14 protein-coding genes are annotated in these 19,405 nt (G+C 67.3%); 4 read left to right on the forward strand and 10 right to left on the reverse strand.

Going from position 1 to position 19,405, the window contains the following annotated elements:
* The first annotated feature begins 3 nt into the window (after positions 1–3).
* Positions 4–723 carry an ABC transporter ATP-binding protein gene (locus ACEN9Q_RS10285; protein ID WP_056446473.1) on the forward strand — a complete coding sequence of 240 codons (720 nt, stop codon included), beginning with the start codon at positions 4–6 and terminating at the stop codon, positions 721–723.
* Between the two features lie 6 nt (positions 724–729).
* Here the strand turns inward: ACEN9Q_RS10285 and ACEN9Q_RS10290 are convergent, their stop codons facing one another.
* Positions 730–2,226 carry an NAD(P)H-hydrate dehydratase gene (locus ACEN9Q_RS10290; RefSeq protein WP_495628310.1) on the reverse strand — a complete coding sequence of 499 codons (1,497 nt, stop codon included), beginning with the start codon at positions 2,224–2,226 and terminating at the stop codon, positions 730–732.
* Positions 2,227–2,336: 110 nt separating this feature from the next.
* Here ACEN9Q_RS10290 and ACEN9Q_RS10295 point away from each other — a divergent pair, with 110 nt between their 5' ends.
* The gene (locus ACEN9Q_RS10295; protein ID WP_495628934.1) at positions 2,337–5,936 is read left to right on the forward strand and encodes a hydantoinase B/oxoprolinase family protein; all 3,600 of its coding nucleotides are present in this window, start codon (positions 2,337–2,339) and stop codon (positions 5,934–5,936) included.
* Positions 5,937–6,032: 96 nt separating this feature from the next.
* Here ACEN9Q_RS10295 and ACEN9Q_RS10300 read toward each other — a convergent pair whose 3' ends face one another.
* Positions 6,033–7,745, reverse strand: a complete 1,713-nt coding sequence (locus ACEN9Q_RS10300; RefSeq protein ID WP_495628311.1) for a tetratricopeptide repeat protein — start codon at positions 7,743–7,745, stop codon at positions 6,033–6,035.
* Between the two features lie 181 nt (positions 7,746–7,926).
* Here ACEN9Q_RS10300 and purL point away from each other — a divergent pair, with 181 nt between their 5' ends.
* Entirely contained in the window at positions 7,927–11,991 is a 4,065-nt protein-coding gene (purL, locus tag ACEN9Q_RS10305; protein ID WP_495628312.1) for a phosphoribosylformylglycinamidine synthase, read from the forward strand.
* A 175-nt stretch (positions 11,992–12,166) separates the two neighbouring features.
* The gene (locus tag ACEN9Q_RS10310) at positions 12,167–12,643 is read left to right on the forward strand and encodes a hypothetical protein (protein WP_495628313.1); all 477 of its coding nucleotides are present in this window, start codon (positions 12,167–12,169) and stop codon (positions 12,641–12,643) included.
* Between the two features lie 4 nt (positions 12,644–12,647).
* Here the strand turns inward: ACEN9Q_RS10310 and ACEN9Q_RS10315 are convergent, their stop codons facing one another.
* The 8 genes from ACEN9Q_RS10315 to ACEN9Q_RS10350 form a co-directional block, all read right to left on the reverse strand.
* Positions 12,648–13,007 (reverse strand): DUF1304 domain-containing protein, encoded by a 360-nt coding sequence (locus ACEN9Q_RS10315; protein ID WP_056446492.1) that lies wholly within the window; start codon positions 13,005–13,007, stop codon positions 12,648–12,650.
* 153 nt (positions 13,008–13,160) lie between these two features.
* A complete protein-coding gene (locus tag ACEN9Q_RS10320; RefSeq protein ID WP_495628314.1) occupies positions 13,161–14,471 on the reverse strand; it encodes a GDSL-type esterase/lipase family protein in 1,311 nt (436 codons plus the stop codon).
* Between the two features lie 92 nt (positions 14,472–14,563).
* On the reverse strand, positions 14,564–15,343 hold the full coding sequence (locus ACEN9Q_RS10325) for a peptidylprolyl isomerase (protein WP_056446498.1): 780 nt from the start codon (positions 15,341–15,343) through the stop codon (positions 14,564–14,566).
* A 101-nt stretch (positions 15,344–15,444) separates the two neighbouring features.
* The gene (locus tag ACEN9Q_RS10330) at positions 15,445–16,236 is read right to left on the reverse strand and encodes a peptidylprolyl isomerase (RefSeq protein WP_056446502.1); all 792 of its coding nucleotides are present in this window, start codon (positions 16,234–16,236) and stop codon (positions 15,445–15,447) included.
* A 117-nt stretch (positions 16,237–16,353) separates the two neighbouring features.
* The gene (locus ACEN9Q_RS10335; protein ID WP_056446504.1) at positions 16,354–16,629 is read right to left on the reverse strand and encodes a BolA family protein; all 276 of its coding nucleotides are present in this window, start codon (positions 16,627–16,629) and stop codon (positions 16,354–16,356) included.
* Positions 16,626–17,285 carry a septation protein A gene (locus tag ACEN9Q_RS10340; RefSeq protein WP_056446507.1) on the reverse strand — a complete coding sequence of 220 codons (660 nt, stop codon included), beginning with the start codon at positions 17,283–17,285 and terminating at the stop codon, positions 16,626–16,628. Before ACEN9Q_RS10340 ends, ACEN9Q_RS10335 begins: the two co-directional genes overlap by 4 nt.
* Positions 17,286–17,304: 19 nt before the next feature.
* Complete coding sequence (msrB, locus tag ACEN9Q_RS10345) at positions 17,305–17,709, reverse strand: peptide-methionine (R)-S-oxide reductase MsrB (protein ID WP_495628315.1); 405 nt, start codon at positions 17,707–17,709, stop codon at positions 17,305–17,307.
* Positions 17,710–17,730: 21 nt separating this feature from the next.
* Entirely contained in the window at positions 17,731–19,218 is a 1,488-nt protein-coding gene (locus ACEN9Q_RS10350) for a protein adenylyltransferase SelO (RefSeq protein ID WP_495628935.1), read from the reverse strand.
* Positions 19,219–19,405 lie beyond the last annotated feature (187 nt).

Below are 19,405 nucleotides of genomic sequence, written 5' to 3' on the forward strand. Positions count from 1 at the left end.
AGCATGCGTGATATTCCCGAGGCGTCAAAAGGCGGTGCAGGACAGGCTGGAGGCGGCACGCCCGCGATCGAAGTGCGCGGGCTGTCCAAGCGCGTGCTCGATGCCAGCGGCCCGCTCACCATCCTGCACGAGGTGGATTTTACCGTGCAACCGGCCGAGACGCTTGCCCTCGTCGGCGCCTCCGGTTCCGGCAAGTCCACGTTGCTTGGCCTGTTGGCCGGCCTGGACACGCCGTCGTCGGGCCAGGTCATGCTCGACGGGACCGACATCTTCGCCCTCGACGAGGACGGCCGCGCCGCGTTCCGCAAGGCCCGGCTGGGGTTCGTGTTCCAGTCGTTCCAGCTGCTCGCGCACCTGAACGCGCTGGAAAACGTGATGCTGCCGCTGGAATTGCGGGGCGACGCCGACGCGCGTGCGAAGGCCGAGGCGATGCTCGGCCGCGTGGGCCTGGCGAGCCGCCTGCGCCACTACCCCAAGTATCTGTCGGGCGGCGAGCAGCAGCGCGTGGCCCTCGCGCGCGCCTTCGTCACCGAACCGCCGCTGCTGTTCGCGGACGAGCCCACGGGCAGCCTCGACGCCGCCACCGGGGAAGCCGTCATCCGGCTGATGTTCGAGCTGAATCGCGAACGGGGCTCGACGCTCGTCCTCGTCACCCACGATCCCGCCATGGCCGCGCGCTGCGGCCGCACGCTCACCATCGCGGCCGGCCGGCTCGCCGTCTGACCCCGTTCACGCGCGGTCCGCGTCGGCCACGAGCGCATTGAGCTCGGCACGGATCGCCCGCGGCAGTTCGCCCGCCGTCAGGCCGATGGGACCCTTGCCCGCGGCGACCAGACGGTCCGCCGCGGCGCCGTGCAGCCAGACGCCGGCCAGCGCGGCTTCCCACGCCGGCCAGCCCTGGCTCAGCAGGGTGCCGATCAGGCCCGCCAGCACGTCGCCGGTGCCGCCCGTGGCCAGGCCCGGGTTGCCCGTCGCATTGATGACCACCTCGCCGTCCGGCCGCGCGATGACGCTGCCGGCGCCCTTGAGCACGACGACCGCGTCCAGCCGCTGTGCCAGTTCGCGCGCATTCTCCAGCCGGTCGGCCTGGATGACGGGCGCCGTCACGCCCAGCAGGCGCGCGGCTTCCAGCGGGTGCGGCGTGAGGACCGTCGCGCCGTCGTGCGCGGCGAGGCGCGCGGCCAGGTCGGGGCTGGCAGCGCACAGGTTCAGCGCGTCGGCGTCGACCAGCAGCGGCCCCGTGCCGTCGATCACCTTCGACAGCAGGTGCGTGGCGCCGGCCGAATCGCCCATGCCGGGGCCGGCGACGACCGTGCGGCCGTCGAACGCGAAGCCGGCGGCGTCGCGGAACATGATCTCCGGCTGCACCGGGTCCAGGCCGGGGCCCGGATCGACGGCGGCGACGAACACGCGGCCCGCGCCCGCATACAGCGCGGCGCGCGCGGCCAGGATGCCGGCGCCGGCCATCCCGCGCGCGCCGCCCAGCACGGCCACGTCGCCGTACGTGCCTTTATGGGAATTGCGCCGACGCGGCGCGAGCAGCGCGGCGAACAGCGCGGGCGCGTTCAGCCGCGCGTGCGCCGTCTCCGCGTGCAGGCCGGCGGTGCCGAGGCGGTTCACGTGCACGCGGCCCGCGTGGTCGCAGCCGTCGCCCGTGTGCAGGCCAGGCTTGTCGCCGAGGAAGGTGATCGTGTACGTGGCGCGCACGGCCGCGCCATCCGGGCCGACGACGCTGCCCGTGTCGGCATCGAGGCCGCTCGGGACGTCCAGCGCCAGCACGGGACACGCCATCCCGTGCGTCGCCTCGACGAGGTCGCGCGCGCGTCCCGCGAGCGGGCGCGCGAGGCCGATCCCGAACAGGCCGTCGATCACGAGGCAGCAGCCACGGCTATCCTCGATCGCGTCGATGAAGCGCGCGCAACCGGCACGGGCGCGCTCGAGGGCATGCTGTGTTTCCGGCGACGGTGCCGCGCCGGCGAGGTGGACGACGTCGACACTGGCGCCGAGATTGGCGAGGTTCGCGGCGACCTCCAGCGCGTCGCCGCCGTTGTTGCCGGGGCCGGCCAGCACGAGGATGCGCCCGGTCGGCAGGCCGCCCAGCACCTCGAGCGCGTAGGTCGACGCGGCTTCGCCCGCGCGCTGCATCAGTGCGCCGGGCGCCAGTTGCGATTGGGCTGCCTGTTCGATGGCGCGGATCTGCGCGACGCTGTAGAGCGGATTGTCCATGCTGGTTCCGAAAGAAAACGCACGACGGTGCGGAGCATGCATTTTCGCTAAAATCGGCGCGGGGCGCGACTACAATAGCCGCTGGCTTGACTTTGACGATGGGGACAACGATGGACTGGCAGTTCTGGATCGACCGCGGCGGCACCTTCACGGACATCGTGGCCCGCCGTCCTGACGGCTGCCTCGTCACGCACAAGCTGCTGTCGGAAAACCCGGAACGCTACCGCGACGCGGCCGTCGCCGGCATCCGTCATCTGCTCGGCCTGGCGTCTGGCGCGCCGATCCCCGCGGGCCAGGTGGAGGCCGTCAAGATGGGCACGACCGTCGCCACCAATGCGCTGCTGGAGCGCAAGGGCGAGCCCACGGCGCTCGCGATCACCCGGGGTTTCGGCGACGCCCTGCGCATCGCCTACCAGAACCGTCCGCGCCTGTTCGACCGCCACATCGTGCTGCCCGAGCTGCTGTACGGCCGCGTCGTCGAGATCGCCGAGCGCATCGGTGCGCATGGCGACGTCGTGACTTCGCTCGACGCGGCGGCGGCGCGGCGCGACCTGCAGGCCGCGTACGACAGCGGCATCCGCGCACTGGCCATCGTGTTCATGCACGGCTATCGCTACCACGCGCACGAGGATGCCGTCGCGCGCATCGCCCGCGACATCGGCTTCACCCAGGTGTCCGTCTCGCATGAGGTCAGTCCGTTGATGAAGCTCGTGGCGCGCGGCGACACGACGGTCGTCGACGCCTACCTGTCGCCGATCCTGCGCCGCTACGTCGACCAGGTGGCGGCCGAGCTACCGGGCGTGAACCTGCAGTTCATGCAGTCCAGCGGCGGTCTGGCGGATGCGCGCGCGTTCCAGGGCAAGGACAGCATCCTGTCCGGCCCCGCCGGCGGCATCGTCGGCATGGTGCGCGCGAGCCGCCTCGCCGGGTTCGAGCGCGTCATCGGCTTCGACATGGGCGGGACGTCGACCGACGTGTCCCATCACGCGGGCGAATTCGAGCGCGTGTTCGAGACGCAGGTCGCGGGCGTGCGCATGCGCGCGCCCATGATGAGCATCCATACCGTCGCGGCGGGCGGCGGCTCGATCCTGCATTTCGACGGCAGCCGCTACCGCGTCGGGCCGGACAGCGCCGGCGCGAACCCGGGACCGGCCAGCTACCGGCGCGGCGGGCCGCTTGCCGTCACCGACTGCAACGTCATGCTGGGCAAGATCCAGCCGCGGCATTTCCCGCACCTGTTCGGCCCGAACGCCGACCAGCCGCTCGACGCGGACGCCGTGCGCGCCGGCTTCGGCGCCATGGCCGACGACATCGAACGCGCGACCGGCACGCGGCCCGCGCCGGAAGCCGTCGCCGAAGGTTTCATCCGCATCGCCGTCGGCAACATGGCGAATGCGATCAAGCAGATCTCGGTGCAGCGGGGCCACGACGTGACGGATTATGCGCTCACGAGCTTCGGCGGCGCGGGCGGCCAGCACGCCTGCCTCGTGGCGGACGCGCTGGGCATGAAGACGGTGTTCATCCACTCGCTGGCGGGCGTGCTGTCCGCGTACGGCATGGGGCTCGCGGACCAGGGAGCGATGCGCGAACGGGCCGTCGAGCGCCGGCTGGACGACTTGAGCGCCGGGGCGCTGGCGGGCGAACTGGATGCGCTGGCCGCCGCGGCCCGCGCCGACCTGCTGGCGCAGGGCGTGGCCGGGGAGCGCATCGCCGTGCTGCGCCGCGTGCACCTGCGCTACGAAGGCACCGATTCCGCCATCGTCGTGACGGATGGGGACCGCGCGGCGCTGCAGGCCCAGTTCGAACAGGCGTACCGCCGCCGCTTTTCCTTCCTCATGCCGGGCAGGGCGCTCGTCGTGGAAGCGGTGTCGGTGGAAGCGCTGGGCCGATCCGACGCGCCGCCCGAGCAACCGGTGCGGGGCACGCCGCGCGCCGGCGCGCCGGCGGCATTCGAAACGGTCGGGATGTACGCCGACGGCGCGTGGCGCGACACGAACGTGTACCGCCGCGAGGACATCGTGCCGGGCGACGCCATCGACGGCCCGGCGATCGTCGCGGAAGCGAATGCGACGACGGTCGTGGAGGCGGGCTGGCGCGCCGAGGTCACGCCGTACGGCCACCTCGTGCTGCGCCGCGTGCAGGCGCTGCCGCGGCGGCATGCGATCGGGACGACGGTCGACCCGGTGATGCTGGAGATCTTCAACAACCTGTTCATGTCGATCGCCGAGCAGATGGGCCTGCGCCTGCAGAACACGGCGTACTCCGTCAACATCAAGGAGCGCCTCGACTTCAGCTGCGCCATCTTCGATGCGGACGGCAACCTCGTCGCCAATGCGCCGCACATGCCGGTGCACCTTGGGTCCATGGGCGAGAGCATCAAGGCCGTGATGCGCAGGAATGCCGGCACGATGAAGGCGGGCGACGTGTACGTGCTCAACGACCCGTACAACGGCGGCACGCACCTGCCCGACGTGACGGTGATCTCGCCCGTGTTCGACGACGCGGGGGAGCACATCCTGTTCTACGTGGGTTCGCGCGGCCACCATGCGGACATCGGCGGCACCACGCCCGGCTCGATGCCGCCGGATTCGACGCACATCGAGGAAGAGGGTGTCCTGATCGATAATTTCAAGCTGGTCGACGGCGCCGACGGCGTGCTGCGCGATGCGGAAATGCGCGCGGTGCTGGCCGGCGCGCGCTGGCCCGCACGCAATCCGGACCAGAACATGGCGGACCTGCGCGCCCAGGTGGCGGCGAACCAGAAGGGCGTGGACGAGCTGGGCAAGATGGTCGCGCATTTCGGGCTGGACGTCGTGCGTGCCTACATGGGGCACGTGCAGGACAATGCCGAGGAAGCCGTGCGGCGCGTCATCACCGCGCTCTCGGACGGGCATTTCGTGAACGAGCTCGATAACGGCGCGCGCATCGAGGTGGCGATCCGCGTCGACCGGGAAGCGCGCAGCGCGGAGATCGATTTTACGGGGACCTCCGCCCAGCTGCCGAACAACTTCAACGCGCCGTCGGCCGTGTGCATGGCGGCCGTGCTGTACGTGTTCCGCACGCTCGTCGACGATGCGATCCCGCTGAACGCGGGCTGCCTCAAGCCGCTGAAGGTGATCATCCCGCCAGGTTCCATGCTCAATCCGCATTATCCGGCGTCCGTCGTCTCCGGCAACGTGGAGACGTCGACGTGCATCACGAACGCGCTGTACGGCGCGCTGCGGGTGATGGCGGCCGCGCAGGGCACGATGAACAACTTCACGTTCGGGAACGCGCGCCACCAGTATTACGAGACCATTTCCGGCGGCTCCGGCGCGGGGCCGGGGTTCGACGGCACCGACGTCGTGCAGACGAACATGACGAACTCGCGCCTGACCGACCCGGAAATCCTGGAGTTCCGCTTTCCCGTGCGGCTCGAGAGTTATGCGATCCGGCCCGGGTCGGGCGGCACGGGGCGCTGGCACGGCGGCAACGGCGGCGTGCGCCGGATCCGCTTCCTGGAACCGATGACGGCGGCGATCCTGTCCAACAACCGCGTGCACCCGCCGTTCGGCATGGCCGGCGGCGCGCCCGGCGCGCGCGGCCGCAACGTCGTCGAGCGGGCCGACGGACGCGTCGAGGAACTGGGCCACATCGGCAAGGCCGAGATGGCGGCGGGCGACCAGTTCATCATCGAGACGCCGGGCGGGGGCGGGTACGGCGAATCGTAAGACGGGGTATCTATCCGGTTAACGAAAGGCCAACGGCATCAATCGTTACGTCGTTCCCGCGGAGGCGGGAACCCAGGTCCGAGAGGCGTGTGCAACCTAGGTGCCCGCCGCCGCGATACCGTACTTGCGCTTGGCGGCGGCCAGCTCCGTATCGAGCGCGGCCAGGCGCGGGTGGTCCGGATCGAGGGCGCGGATGTGTTCCAGCTGCTCTTCCGACAGCGCGGCGAGCGGGTGGTCCCAGCCCATCTCCATGATCTGGCGGAGCACGCCGCCGACGACGGCGACCATCACCTGCAGGTTGTTCGGCGCCATGTGCAGCGCTTCCAGCAGGGTTTGCACGGCGCCGCGCACGTCGCCCATATTGCGCTTTTCGTCCGCCACGCCGAGCAGGATCTGGGCCTGCGCGCGCAGCTGCTTGCCGATGCCGTCCGCGAGGTCGGGCCGGCCGGCCCTGACGAATACGTTCAGCGCCTGCTGCGGCGACAGCGCGTCGTCGCCGCCGTTCAGCGCGCCCAGCATGACTTCCGACGCCTCGTCGTCCATGCGGTGCGTGAGGCACGATTGCGCCAGCCCCACGCGCATGTTCGGCGACAGCGCGCCGCCCGTGCGCACGGCGTCGACGGCCAGCTTGAGTTCCTTGACGGCGGCCGCGCCGTTGCCCGCCGCGTCGTGCAGCAGCGCCACCGAGATCGCCTTGCAGGCTTCCGCGGCCGGCGTGCCGCGCAGCGAGCGTTCGAGGTCGCGGATGACGGTCGACGCGCCGGCCGGATCGCCCTTGCCGACGAGCGCGCGCACGAGGTTGACGTGGTCTTCGGGATTGCGGAACTCCGAGTAGCGCGAGCGCGTGACGACCTGGCGGAACGATTTCTCGGCACCGTCCGTGTCGCCCGTTTCGAGCGCCACCTCGCCCAGGCGGCGCAGGCGGCGCACGACGTAGGGCGAGATCGCGACGGCGTCTTCCAGCGTCTTCTTGGCCTGCGCCGCGTCGCCGCGCTCCTGCTGGCAGCGCGCGAGCAGGTCGTATGCGGCCATCAGGCGCGGATTGTCGGCCACGATGTGTTCGAGCAGCGGAATCGCCTCGTCCGTGCGGCCCTGGGCGGCGACGGCGCGCGCGAGCCCGAGCCGCGCCCAGCCCACCGGTTTGGCCGCCAGCACGTCGCGGTAGACGGTTTCCGCCAGGTCGTGCTCCTTGAGCGAGGCGTGCAGCTCGGCGCGCAGCCGGGCGAAGTCGAGCGCATGCGCGGGCCGCGTGCGGGCCGATTCGATGGCCGCTTCGATCGCCTCGCGCGGCTTCGCCTGGGCGATCAGCTGGTAGACGGGAAGCAGGGCGGCGCGGCGCGCGACGGCTTTCTGGATGCGTTCGTGCAGCACCTGGACCGTGAACGGCTTCAGGATGTAGTCGGTCGGCGTCAGCTCGGCCGCGCTGACCACCTTGCCGTACGTGCCCTCCGCCGTCAGCATGATGAAGATGGACCAGGGCGGGATGATGCGGTGGTGGCGCAGGTCTTCCAGCAGCTGCTGGCCGTCCTGGCCTTCGCCGCCGCCGTCCGCCCCCCTGGTGCCGCTGCCCAGGTCGTATTCGCACAATACGATGTCGAAGGACTTGCGGCCGAGCGCCTTGATCGCGGTGCCCGCGTTCACGGCCGACTCGATGCGCGTCACGCCCGCCTGGTTGAGCATGTTCTGCAGGTTCGCGCGGATGCCGGCGTTGGGGTCGACGATCAGCACGCTCAACTGAGCGTTCAGTTGGGTGCCCGGCTGATTGGCCGCCGGCGTGCCGGGCTGGCTGGATGAGCTTTTTTCTGGCATGCGTTTCGGTATCCGTCGGTCCGCGCGAGGTATTTTTCAGCACTACGATACCGCTAAGCTGCAAGGTCGGCAACTTTTCGCTGCGCGTGCGCCCCGGGCGGCCGACCGGGACGGGGCCGACGCTGTATAATAGCGGGCTTCTTTCACCCGCAGCCACGCTGCATCAACCGACTTTCAAGCCATGTTGATTCTGCCGGGTTCCAACGCCCTCTCTGCCTTCCGTAGCCAACGCCTCCTCACGCAACTGCAAGCCGTCGCCCCGACGATTGCCGACGTGTCGGCGCGCTACTACCACTTCATCGATGCAAGCGCGCCCCTCACCACGGAGGACACGGAACGCTTGAGCGCAATGCTCACCTATGGCGAGCCTGTGCCGGAAACGCAGTACGAGGGCGTGACCGAGGAATTCTTCGTGATCCCGCGCCTGGGCACGATCTCGCCGTGGGCCTCGAAGGCCACCGACATCGCCCACAACTGCGGCATGGCCCACATCCATCGCGTCGAGCGCGGCGTGGCGTTCAAGGTCGTACTGAAGAGCGGCATCCTCGGCACCGGCTTCGGTGCGCCGAAGAAGCTGGCGGACGACGAGATCGCGGCCGTCGCCGCGCTCCTGCACGATCGCATGACGGAAACGGTGCTGCGTGCTGCCTCCCAGGCGCACGCGCTGTTCACGGACCTGGAAAGCCGTCCGCTCGAGGCGATCGACGTGCTGGGCCGCGGCCGCGCGGCGCTGGCCGAGGCGAATGCCGGCATGGGCCTGGCGCTGGCCGAGGACGAGATCGACTACCTGTTCGACGCCTTCACGCGCGTGCAGCGCAACCCGACCGACGTCGAGCTGATGATGTTCGCGCAGGCGAACTCCGAGCACTGCCGCCACAAGATCTTCAACGCCGAGTGGACCATCGACGGCGCGAAGCAGGACAAGAGCCTGTTCCAGATGATCAAGAACACGCACCAGCTGCAGCCGAAGGGCACGATCGTCGCGTACAGCGACAACTCGGCCATCATGGAAGGCGCGCAGGCGCTGCGCTTCTTCCCCCAGGCCGGCAGCCAGGAATACGCACCGGTCACCGACCTGACGCACACGCTGATGAAGGTCGAGACCCACAACCACCCGACGGCGATCTCCCCGTTCCCGGGCGCCTCGACGGGCGCCGGCGGCGAGATCCGCGACGAGGGCGCGACCGGCCGCGGCGCCAAGCCGAAGGCGGGCCTGACGGGCTTCACCGTGTCGAACCTGTACCTGCCGGACGCGGTGCGGCCGTGGGAAAACGCGGCCAACGTCAACGGCGCGGACAAGGCCGGCGCCGACCAGGTCTACGGCAAGCCGGAACGCATCGCGTCGCCGCTGCAGATCATGGTCGACGGCCCGCTGGGCGGCGCCGCGTTCAACAACGAATTCGGCCGGCCGAACCTGGGCGGCTACTTCCGCGTCTACGAACAGAACGTGGGTCCGACGGCACTCAGTTCCACGGCCGGCGGCAACACCGTGTTCGGCTACCACAAGCCGATCATGATCGCCGGCGGCATCGGCAACATCGCGGGCGGCCACACGCACAAGGACGAGATCCCGGTCGGCAGCCTGCTGCTGCAACTGGGCGGTCCGGGCATGCGCATCGGCATGGCCGGCGCGGCCGCGTCGTCGATGGCGACGGGCACCAACACGGCCGACCTGGACTTCGACTCGGTCCAGCGCGGCAACCCGGAGATGGAGCGGCGCGCTCAGGAAGTCATCAACAGCTGCTGGCAGCTGGGCGACGCGAACCCGATCATCTCGATCCACGACGTGGGCGCGGGCGGCATCTCGAACGCCTTCCCCGAGATCACCAACGACGCCGGGCGCGGCGCCACCTTCGACCTGCGCAAGGTGCCGCTGGAAGAAAGCGGCATGTCGCCGAAGGAAATCTGGAGCAACGAATCGCAGGAGCGCTACGTGCTGGCGATCGCGCCCGACGACCTGGCGCGCTTCGCCGCCATCTGCGAACGCGAGCGCTGCCCGTTCGCGGCGGTGGGCGTCGCCACGGAAGAGCGCCAGCTGCGCCTGATCGATCCGATCACGGAAAAGGACGGAGGCGCGTCCCCGGTCGACATGCCGATGGACGTCCTGCTCGGCAAGCCGCCGAAGATGCACCGCAACGTCGAGCACGTGGCGAATGAATTCAAACCCGTCGACGTCACGGGACTGGACCTGGAAGAAGTCGCGCGCCGCGTGCTGCTGCTGCCGACCGTGGCCGATAAATCGTTCCTGATCACGATCGGCGACCGCACCGTCGGCGGCATGAGCGTGCGCGACCAGATGGTCGGCCCGTGGCAGGTGCCCGTCGCCGACTGCGCCGTCACCACCTTGAGCTTCGAAGGCTACAAGGGCGAAGCGATGGCGATGGGCGAGCGCACGCCGCTGGCCGTCATCGACGCCGCCGCGTCGGGCCGCATGGCCGTCGGCGAGGCCATCACGAACATCGCCGCCGCGCCGATCGCAGACATCTCGGCGATCAAGCTGTCCGCCAACTGGATGGCCGCGTGCGGCCAGCCGGGCCAGGACGCCGCGCTGTTCGACACCGTCAAGGCGGTCGGCATGGAGCTGTGCCCGGCGCTGGGCGTGTCGATCCCGGTCGGCAAGGATTCGCTGTCGATGCGCACGACGTGGACCGAGGACGGCGAGAACAAGGCCGTCGTATCGCCAGTCTCGCTGATCGTGTCGAGCTTCGCGCCCGTCACCGACGTGCGCAAGACCCTGACGCCGCAACTGCGCACGGACCTGGGCGAGACGTCGCTGATCCTGATCGACCTGGGCCGCGGCAAGAACCGCCTGGGCGCCTCCGCGCTGGCGCAAGTCACGCAGCAGCTGGGCAACGACACGCCGGACGTCGACAACCCGGCCGACCTGAAAGCCTTCTTCGCCGCGATCCAGCAACTGAACGTCGACGGCAAGCTGCTGGCCTACCACGACCGCTCGGACGGCGGCCTGTATGCCACGCTGTGCGAGATGGCGTTCGCGGGCCGCGCCGGCGTCTCCGTCAACCTCGACATCCTGACGATGGAAGGCGAGCACGCCTCCGACCACGGCGACGCCAAGAACTGGGCGGCGCAGGTGGGCGAGCGCCGCAACGAGATGACGCTGCGCGCGCTGTTCAACGAGGAGCTGGGCGCCGTCGTGCAGGTACGTACGGACGAGAAGTCGGCCGTCATGAACGTGCTGCGCACGTTCGACCTGGGCGCGTGCAGCCACATCATCGGCAAGGTCAACGACCGCGGCGTGGTGGAGTTCACGCGCGACACGAAGGTCATCTACAGCAAGCGCCGCAGCGAACTGCACCGCCTGTGGAGCGAGACGAGCTGGCGCATCGCGCGCCTGCGCGACAACCCGGCGTGCGTCGACCAGGAATACGACCGCCTGCTGGACGAGCAGGACCCGGGCCTGACGCCGAAGCTCGTGCACGATACGACCGTCAACATCGCCGCGCCGTTCATCGCGACGGGCGCCCGCCCGACCGTGGCGATCCTGCGCGAGCAGGGCGTCAACTCGCACATCGAGACGGCATGGGCGATGCACCAGGCGGGCTTTTCGGCCGTCGACGTGCACATGAGCGACCTGATCTCCGGCCGCGCCAAGCTGGACGACTTCAAGGGCCTGATCGCCGTGGGCGGCTTCTCGTACGGCGACGTGCTGGGCGCCGGCGAAGGCTGGGCCAAGACGATCCTGTTCAACGCCGAACTGAAGGCCGCGTTCGCGCAATTCTTCGGCCGCGCCGACACGTTCGGCCTGGGCGTGTGCAACGGCTGCCAGATGATGAGCAACCTGAAGACGATCATCCCGGGCGCCGAAGCGTGGCCGAAGTTCACCCGCAACAAGTCGGAACAGTTCGAAGCGCGCTTCGGCATGGTCGAGGTGATGGATTCGCCGTCGATCTTCTTCCAGGACCTGGCGGGCACGCACGCGCCGCTGGCGATCGCGCACGGCGAAGGCTACGCGGACTTCTCGCAGACCGGCGACATCGCCAAGGTCGTGAAAGCGCTGCGCTACATCGACAACCGCGGCGTGGCGACCGAGGCGTATCCGTTCAATCCGAACGGCTCGCCGGAGGGCCTCACGGCCGTCACGACGCCGGACGGACGCTTTACGGTCATGATGCCGCACGCGGAGCGCGTGGCGCGTACCGTCACGATGTCGTGGCATCCGGATGGCTGGGGCGAGGATTCGCCGTGGGCGCGCATGTTCCAGAATGCGAGGAAGTGGGTGGGTTGATTCGACACCCCGCATGAAAAAGCGCTCCCTCGGGAGCGCTTTTATTTTGTCGATCACAAACCGCTGCCGGTAACCGGGCCGGTTTTTGTTATATATTATTAAACGAAAAATGTTGCAAACGGGGACGAACGAGCCCCATTGCCGGCGCACGAACGCATCCAAAAAAGGGAGAATCATGACAACATCGCGTTATCAATGCACGGACTGCTTCAAGACCTATATCGGTCCCACGCTGCCGAATCCAATGATGTGCAATTGCAGCCCGCCAAAGGCGATCGCCGCCGATCCGGCGCCGGCGAAAACGGCAAAGCTGAGCGCCACCGCGGCCGTCTTCGAACCATCGTCCACGCCGGTTGCCGCGATTGCGACGGGCGTGGCGTATGACGGGACCGACCCCGGGGCATTGAACCAGGAATTCTTCTTTGTCGAGGCGCCGACGCCGCAGTTCCGAACCACCTTGCCGCATGGGCACATCACATGCAATATGGACGGCTCGGTCGCGAACATCTCCTACACGTCGCGCACAGGTCAGAAGACATCCTTTGTCAGTACGGCCACGGACTGGAACGCCATCTTGGCGGACTCGGCCGCCGTCTATAACGCCATGTGTGCAACGATGGAGTCCTTGTACCCTTCCTGGAGCAATTCCTGAACGATCAGGCGAGCAGCAAGGCGGTGAGCGCGAGCCCCGCCGGCACCGTTTGCACGAACAGGATGCGCCGCGACACGGTCGCGGCGCCCCACACGCCCGCGATGGCCACGCACACGAGCCCGAACACGGCGAAGGCGCGGCCGACGGTCGGATCGGGGTGCAGCAGCCCAACCGCCAGCATCGCCACCAGGAAGCCGTTGTAGCAGCCCTGGTTCGACATCAGCGGCGCCAGCGCGTCCACCTGGCCCTCCTTGAGCCCGAAGACCTTCCTGCCGCGGCTGCGGAACAGGACGGTCTCGATGAGGACGATGTAGACGTGGATGGCGATGACGACGGCGGTCAGGACGGTGGCGATCAGCAGCATGAATGTTCCAGTCGAGAAAGATGTACGTACTGTACCGTATTTGCGCGCGTTCGCGGCTTTCCTCTTCCTGAATGCATGCCCTGCGCCAGCGTCCGCCGCGGGACCGGCGCCGCGAGACCGATGCACGCGCGGCGCTCATCCCGCACCACGCGATCAGCGCATCAGCTTGTCGAGCGTCGGCTGCATCTCGCGCTGCCAGATCTTGTAGCCGTCGCCGTTCGGGTGCAGCAGGTCGGGGAAGATGGTCTTCGACAGCGTGCCGTCCGGCGCCAGGAATGCCTTGCCGAAGTTGAGGAAGAACACGTGCTTGCCGTCGGCCAGCCCGGGCAGCAGTGCGTTGACTTTCTCGTTGTTCAGGCGCAGGTCGTCGTCGGGCTTTTCGCCGCGCGGGAAGATCGCCAGCAGCAGGATCTTCGTGTGCGGCAGGTGTTTGCGGATTTCCTGGATGTCGCGCTTGATGCCGGCGTAGATCAGTTCCGGCGCCTCGTGGCGATGGCCCGTGTTGTTCGTGCCGATCATCATGACGGCGACCTTCGGCGCGATGCCGTCGATCTCGCCGTGCTCCAGGCGCCACAGGACGTTTTCCGTGCGGTCGCCGCCATAGCCCAGGTTCAACGCGTGATACTTGCCCCAGAACTCGTCCCACAGCGGCTTGTTGTGCTGTTCCCAGTTGTGCGTGATGGAGTCGCCGATGAAGACGAGGTCCGTCGGTTCGCCCGCGGCCTTGCGGCGCGCGATCTCGGCCAGTTTTTCCTTGTGGCGCGGCATCCACCAGTCGAGCGACCACGATTCGTTCAGCGGCGACGGCGTCACGCTCGCGGTGCGGTAGTCGGGGCAGGCCTCGTTGGCCTTGCCGGCCGCGTCGATGCGGATGTTGGCGATCTCGACGTCGCCGTCGCCGGTGCCGTCCAGCGCGAACGGCGTCGTCACGGCGCTGAAATCGTCGCCCTTGCGGTAGAAGCACGACAGCGCATAGCTCAGGTGGCGCCAGCCCTTGCCCTGGGCCGCGCGGGCATCGATCACGTCCACGACCTTGCGCTCGCAGTCATGGCCGCAGTCGACACGGTAGGTCAGGCCACCCTTCGCCAGCTCGTTCACTTTCAGGTCGAACGACACCGTGCCCCTGGCCAGGTAGGGGCGCAGGTCGAGCGGGGCGCTCTCCACGCGCACGGTCGAGAACCAGGCTTTCTTCCAGGTCAGGCCGAGTGCGTCGGCGGTCGTGTCCTTGGCCGTGCGGCGCGCTTCGACGACGGCGCCCGGCAGTTTCGGATCGTTGTCCATGCGGCCGGTGTCGGCCGTCAGCGGTTGCTGGACGTCGAAGTCGCCGAACATCACGTGGGCGCCGGCGAGAGGCTGGGCGACGTACAGGGGCAGGGCGGGCGCGGACGGGGCGGCCGCGGCGGCCGTCGCGGCCATTGCGGCCGTGGCGGCCAGGATGAGGGCGGAGGAATGGCGGAAATTCATGGCGTCTCGTGCTTGATCGTTTGGTTGTTTTGTCGAACAAATAGGTCAAAAAAAAGCGCCCCGGACGGGACGCTTTCTCTTGCCGAGCCAGCTTACTGGATCTTGGCTTTCTTCATCAGCTCCTCGCGGTATGCAGCCAGTTTGCGCTGCTGCAGCGATTCCGCGACCTGCTGCTTCACTTCTTCCAGCGGCGGGACCTTGGCCGGACGTACGTCTTCCAGCTTGATCACGTGCCAGCCGAACTGGGTGTGCACCGGGGTCTCGGTGACTTGACCTTTTTGCAGCGAGGTCATGGCCTTCGAGAACTCAGGCACGAACGAGGCCGGGTTTGCCCAGTCCAGGTCGCCGCCGTTCGGTGCCGAACCCGGGTCCTTCGACTGCTTGGCCAGGTCTTCGAACTTGGCGCCGCCTTTCAGCTTCGCGATGATCTGCTTGGCTTCGTCTTCCGTGCCGACGAGGATGTGGCGGGCGTGGTATTCCTTGTCGCCCACCTGCGCCTTGTACTTGTCGTACTCGGCCTTGATGTCCGCATCCTTGACCGGATTCTTCTTGATGTAATCGGCCAGCATCGCATTGATGATGATGCTCTGGCGCGCGTTGTCGATTGCGTTCTTGACGTCCGGACGGGTGCCGACGCCTTGCTTGTCGGCTTCCTGGATCAGGACTTCGCGGCCGATCAGGTCCTTCTTGATTGCCTCGCGCAGTTGCGGGGAATCGGTTGCCTTGCCTTGGGCGACGACCTGTTTGACCACCTGGTCAACCTTGGCCGCAGGAATGGGCTTGCCATTGACGGTCGCAACGTTCTGCGCGAACGACGGCAGGGCTACCATCGCGGTCATGGCTAACAACAGGCGGGCTGGCTTCACAATCATTTATTCGATCCTATCTAAAACCGGTGGTGGTGTCCGGTAGTCAACACGAAAAGTCGCCAGGGCGACGAAAACCGGCGGCCTGGGCCGCCGGCGCTGCAATGTTACTGCACCTTTGCTTTTTTGACCATTTCTTCCTGGTACGCGGCCAGCTTTTGCTGGGTCAGCGCTTCGGAGATCTGCGGCTTGACTTCGGCCAGCGCCGGCAGCTTGGCCGGGCGCACGTCGTCCAGCTTGATCACGTGGTAGCCCACCTGGGTCTTGACCGGGGTGTCGGTGATCGCGCCTTTCTGCAGATTGGTGAAGCCGGCAGCGAATTCCGGCGGGAACGAGGACGGGCTCGCCCAATCCAGGTCGCCGCCGTTGTTGGCGGTGCCGGTGTCCTTCGACTGCTTGGCCAGGTCTTCGAACTTGGCGCCGCCTTTCAGCTTGGCGATGGCCGCCTTCGCTTCGTCTTCCGTCGCGAACAGGATATGGCGCACGTGGTATTCCTTGTCGCCCGTCTGCTTGGCGAAGCGGTCGTACTCGGCCTTGACTTCGGCGTCCGTCACAGGGTGCTTCGTGATGTAGTCGCGCGCGAGGGCGTTGATCACGATGGTCTGGCGGGCGTTCTCCAGCGCCGCCTTGACTTCCGGATTCTTTTCGTAGCCCTGCTTGATCGCTTCCTGCATCATCACCTCGCGCGAGATCAGGTCCTTCTTGATCGCCTCACGCAGCTGCGGGCTGTCGGTGCCCTGGCCTTGCGCCACGACCTGCTTGACGATGGCGTCGGCGCGCGAAGAGGGGATCGCCTTGCCATTCACCACGGCGAGGTTCTGTGCGAACGATGGCGAGTATGCGAAGGATGCGGCGATAGCGATCAGGGCTAACAGTAGCCGCGCTGGCTTAAAAGTCATTTTGTTTCCTGTGAGGGGGTTGCTTGGACGAAGATTTGATTAATAATTATTGTGATGCGTAGCGGATTCTGAATCAGCTTACTTACAACTCACTTAAAACTCCCTGAAACCGCGCCGTCACGACTGTTCGGACGGTGCGAGGGCGGTGATCGCCAGGGCATGTATGTCGGAGTGCATCATACCTTGCACGGCATCATATACCAGTCGATGACGCATGACCAGCCTCACTCCCTCGAAGCGTTCCGAAACGATTTTCACTCGGTAATGCCCACCGCCGGAGGCCGCGCCGGCATGGCCTGCATGCAGGTGCGAATCGTCGCCGACTTCCAGTACGGACGGGCTCAACGCGGCGTCCAGCAACTGGCGGATGCGTTCCACGCGCTCGCTCATCATGCGTCTCCCTTGCCCTGGCCTTGCGGCTGTTCGTGCTCTTCGATGTACTTCGACAGCATCAGCGTCTGGACGACGATGAACGCGAAAAAGATGCCCGTGATGCCGAACAGTTTGAAGTTCACCCACGCGCCCGTATTGCCCTTGAAGACGATGAAGGCCATGACGAGGTTCAGCACGCCGATCGCGGCGAAGAAGGTCATCCACGCATAGCCCACCCTGGCCCAGACGGCGTCCGGCAGCCTGATCTGCGCTTCCATCACCTTGCGCATCAGGTTGTTGCGGAAGCCGACCTGCGCAACGAACAGCGCCAGCGCGAAGGCCCAGTACAAGATCGTCGGCTTCCACTTGATGAAGCTTTCGTCGTGGAAGTAGATCGTGGCGCCGCCCGTCACGACGATGACGCCGAGGGACAGCCACAGCATGCCGTCCACCTTGCGGCCGCGCGCCAGCAGGTACAGGATCTGCAGGATCGTCGCGACGATGCCCACGAGGGACGCCAGCATGATCGGCGCCTGCTCGGGCGTGACGTTGCCGCCCGAAATCAGGCCCCCCATGTACTGGACGGCAAGCGCATGCGCCGCGTCCTGGTGGCCGTCCGCGAATTTATAGACGAGGAAGAACAGGATGACCGGGAATAGGTCGAACAGGAATTTCATAAGCTGACTCTATCCTCGTTCAGACCGGCTCGAAGCGGAGCGCGGCCGAGTTGATGCAATAGCGCAGGCCGGTCGGCGGCGGGCCGTCCGGGAACACATGGCCCAGGTGGGCGTCGCAGACGGCGCAGATGATTTCCGTGCGCACCATGCCGTGGGTGCGGTCGGTCTTTTCGATCACATTGTCCGGATCGAGGGCGCGGAAATAGCTGGGCCAGCCGCAGCCGGACTCGAACTTGGCGTCGGATTCGAACAGCGGCGTGCCGCAGCACACGCAGTGGTAGATGCCGTGCTCGTGGTGGTCCCAGTACTTCCCCGTGAAGGCGCGTTCGGTGGCCGCGTGGCGCGTCACCTGGTATTCCATCGGGTCCAGCTCGGCGCGCCATTCGGCGTCCGCCTTGATCACTTTTGTCATTTTGTCGGTCATGATTTTTCTGTCGTCATGGAATCAGGAAGAGCAGCTCACTTCGAGGTGGGAGGCCCAGTCCGGCGGCAATGCCGCATAGCTGTCGTGCTCGGGCTGGTCGTCGAACGGGCGCTCGAGCACGGCCAGCAGCCTGCGCACTTCGTCGAAGTCGCCATTCTGCGCCTTTTCGATCGCCACCTGGGCGAGGTAGTTGCGCAGCACATACTTGGGGTTGACGGCGTGCATCGCAACCCGGCGCGCCGCGTCCACGCTGCCCTCGTCGCGCAGCCGCGCCCGGTATTGCGCGGCCCAGGCATCGAAGGCGGCGCGGTCGAGGAACAGGTCGCGCAGTGGCGCATCCGCCTCGTCGCGCTGCGCGTCGGGCACGTCGACCTTCAGTTCGCCCAGGCGGCGGAAGAACAGTGTGAAGTCGACGTGGTTCGCCTGCATGAGCTTGAACATATCGTCGGCCAGCGCGCGGTCGTTCTCTTGCGTCGATTTGAGGCCGAGCTTGGCATGGAGAAGTTCGTCGAACTTTTCGCCGTAGGCGTCGATATACACGTCCAGCGCGGCCTGCGCCGCTTCCTGGTCCCCGATCAGCGGCAACAGGGCGTTGGCCAGCGCATAGCAGTTCCAGTGGCCGACGGGGACCTGGTTCGCATACGAATAGCGGCCGCCCTGGTCCGTGTGGTTGCAGATGTGGTCGACGTCGAACGCTTCCATGAAGCCGAACGGCCCGTAGTCCAGCGTGATGCCCAGGATCGACATATTGTCAGTGTTCATCACGCCATGCATGAAGCCGACGGCCTGCCAGTGCGCGATCATCCGTGCCGTGCGGCGCGTGACTTCCTCGAGCAGGGCGACGTAGGGATTCGGCGCGTCGGCCAGTGCCGGGTAAAAGGTCTTGATGACGTAGTCGGCCAGCGTGCGCAGTTCTTCCGGCTTGTTGTTGTAGCGCCAGTGCTCAAAGGAACCGAAGCGCACGAAGCTGGGCGCCATGCGGGTGACGACGGCGGCCGTCTCCATCGTTTCGCGGATCACGCCCTGGTTCGAGCCCGTCACCATCAGGGCGCGGGTCGTCGGGATGCCGAGGGCGGCCATCGCTTCCGAGCACAGGAATTCGCGGATCGACGAGCGCAGCACGGCGCGGCCGTCGCCCATGCGCGAATACGGCGTCATGCCGGCGCCCTTGAGCTGGAGTTCCATGCGCCCGTCCGGCCTGGCGATGTCGCCCAGCAGGATCGCGCGGCCGTCCCCCAGCTGGCCCGCCCAATGGCCGAACTGGTGGCCGGAATACACGGCCGCCAGCGGCTGCGCGCGCTGCGGCACGTCGTTGCCCGTGAAGACGGCGACGAAGTCCTCGTGCGCGAGGCCGGCCGGGTCGAGTCCGACGAGCCGCGCCGCCGGCGCGCTGGCCGCGACGAAGTACGGCGCGGGCAGGGGCGTCGGCATCAGGCGCGTGTAGAACGCGGGCGGCAAACCGGCAAAGGAGTTGTCGAACGGCAGGTCGTCGGCGGTGCGGGTGCTGATATCGCTTCCTTGTCTGTATGAGGGCTGGTGTGCGGATTTTACCCCACACGCGCGGATTCTATGGGGCTCACCGGTGCGCAAACCATGCAGGTTACATTCCGTAACCGTTTTGTAATGTTGCGCCGGCGGCAATGCTGCGGTGCCGCATCGATTTCCATTGACGGTGTCCGCACGATCGTTCGAAACT

The organism is Massilia sp. Masssp93 (genome assembly GCF_059491295.1).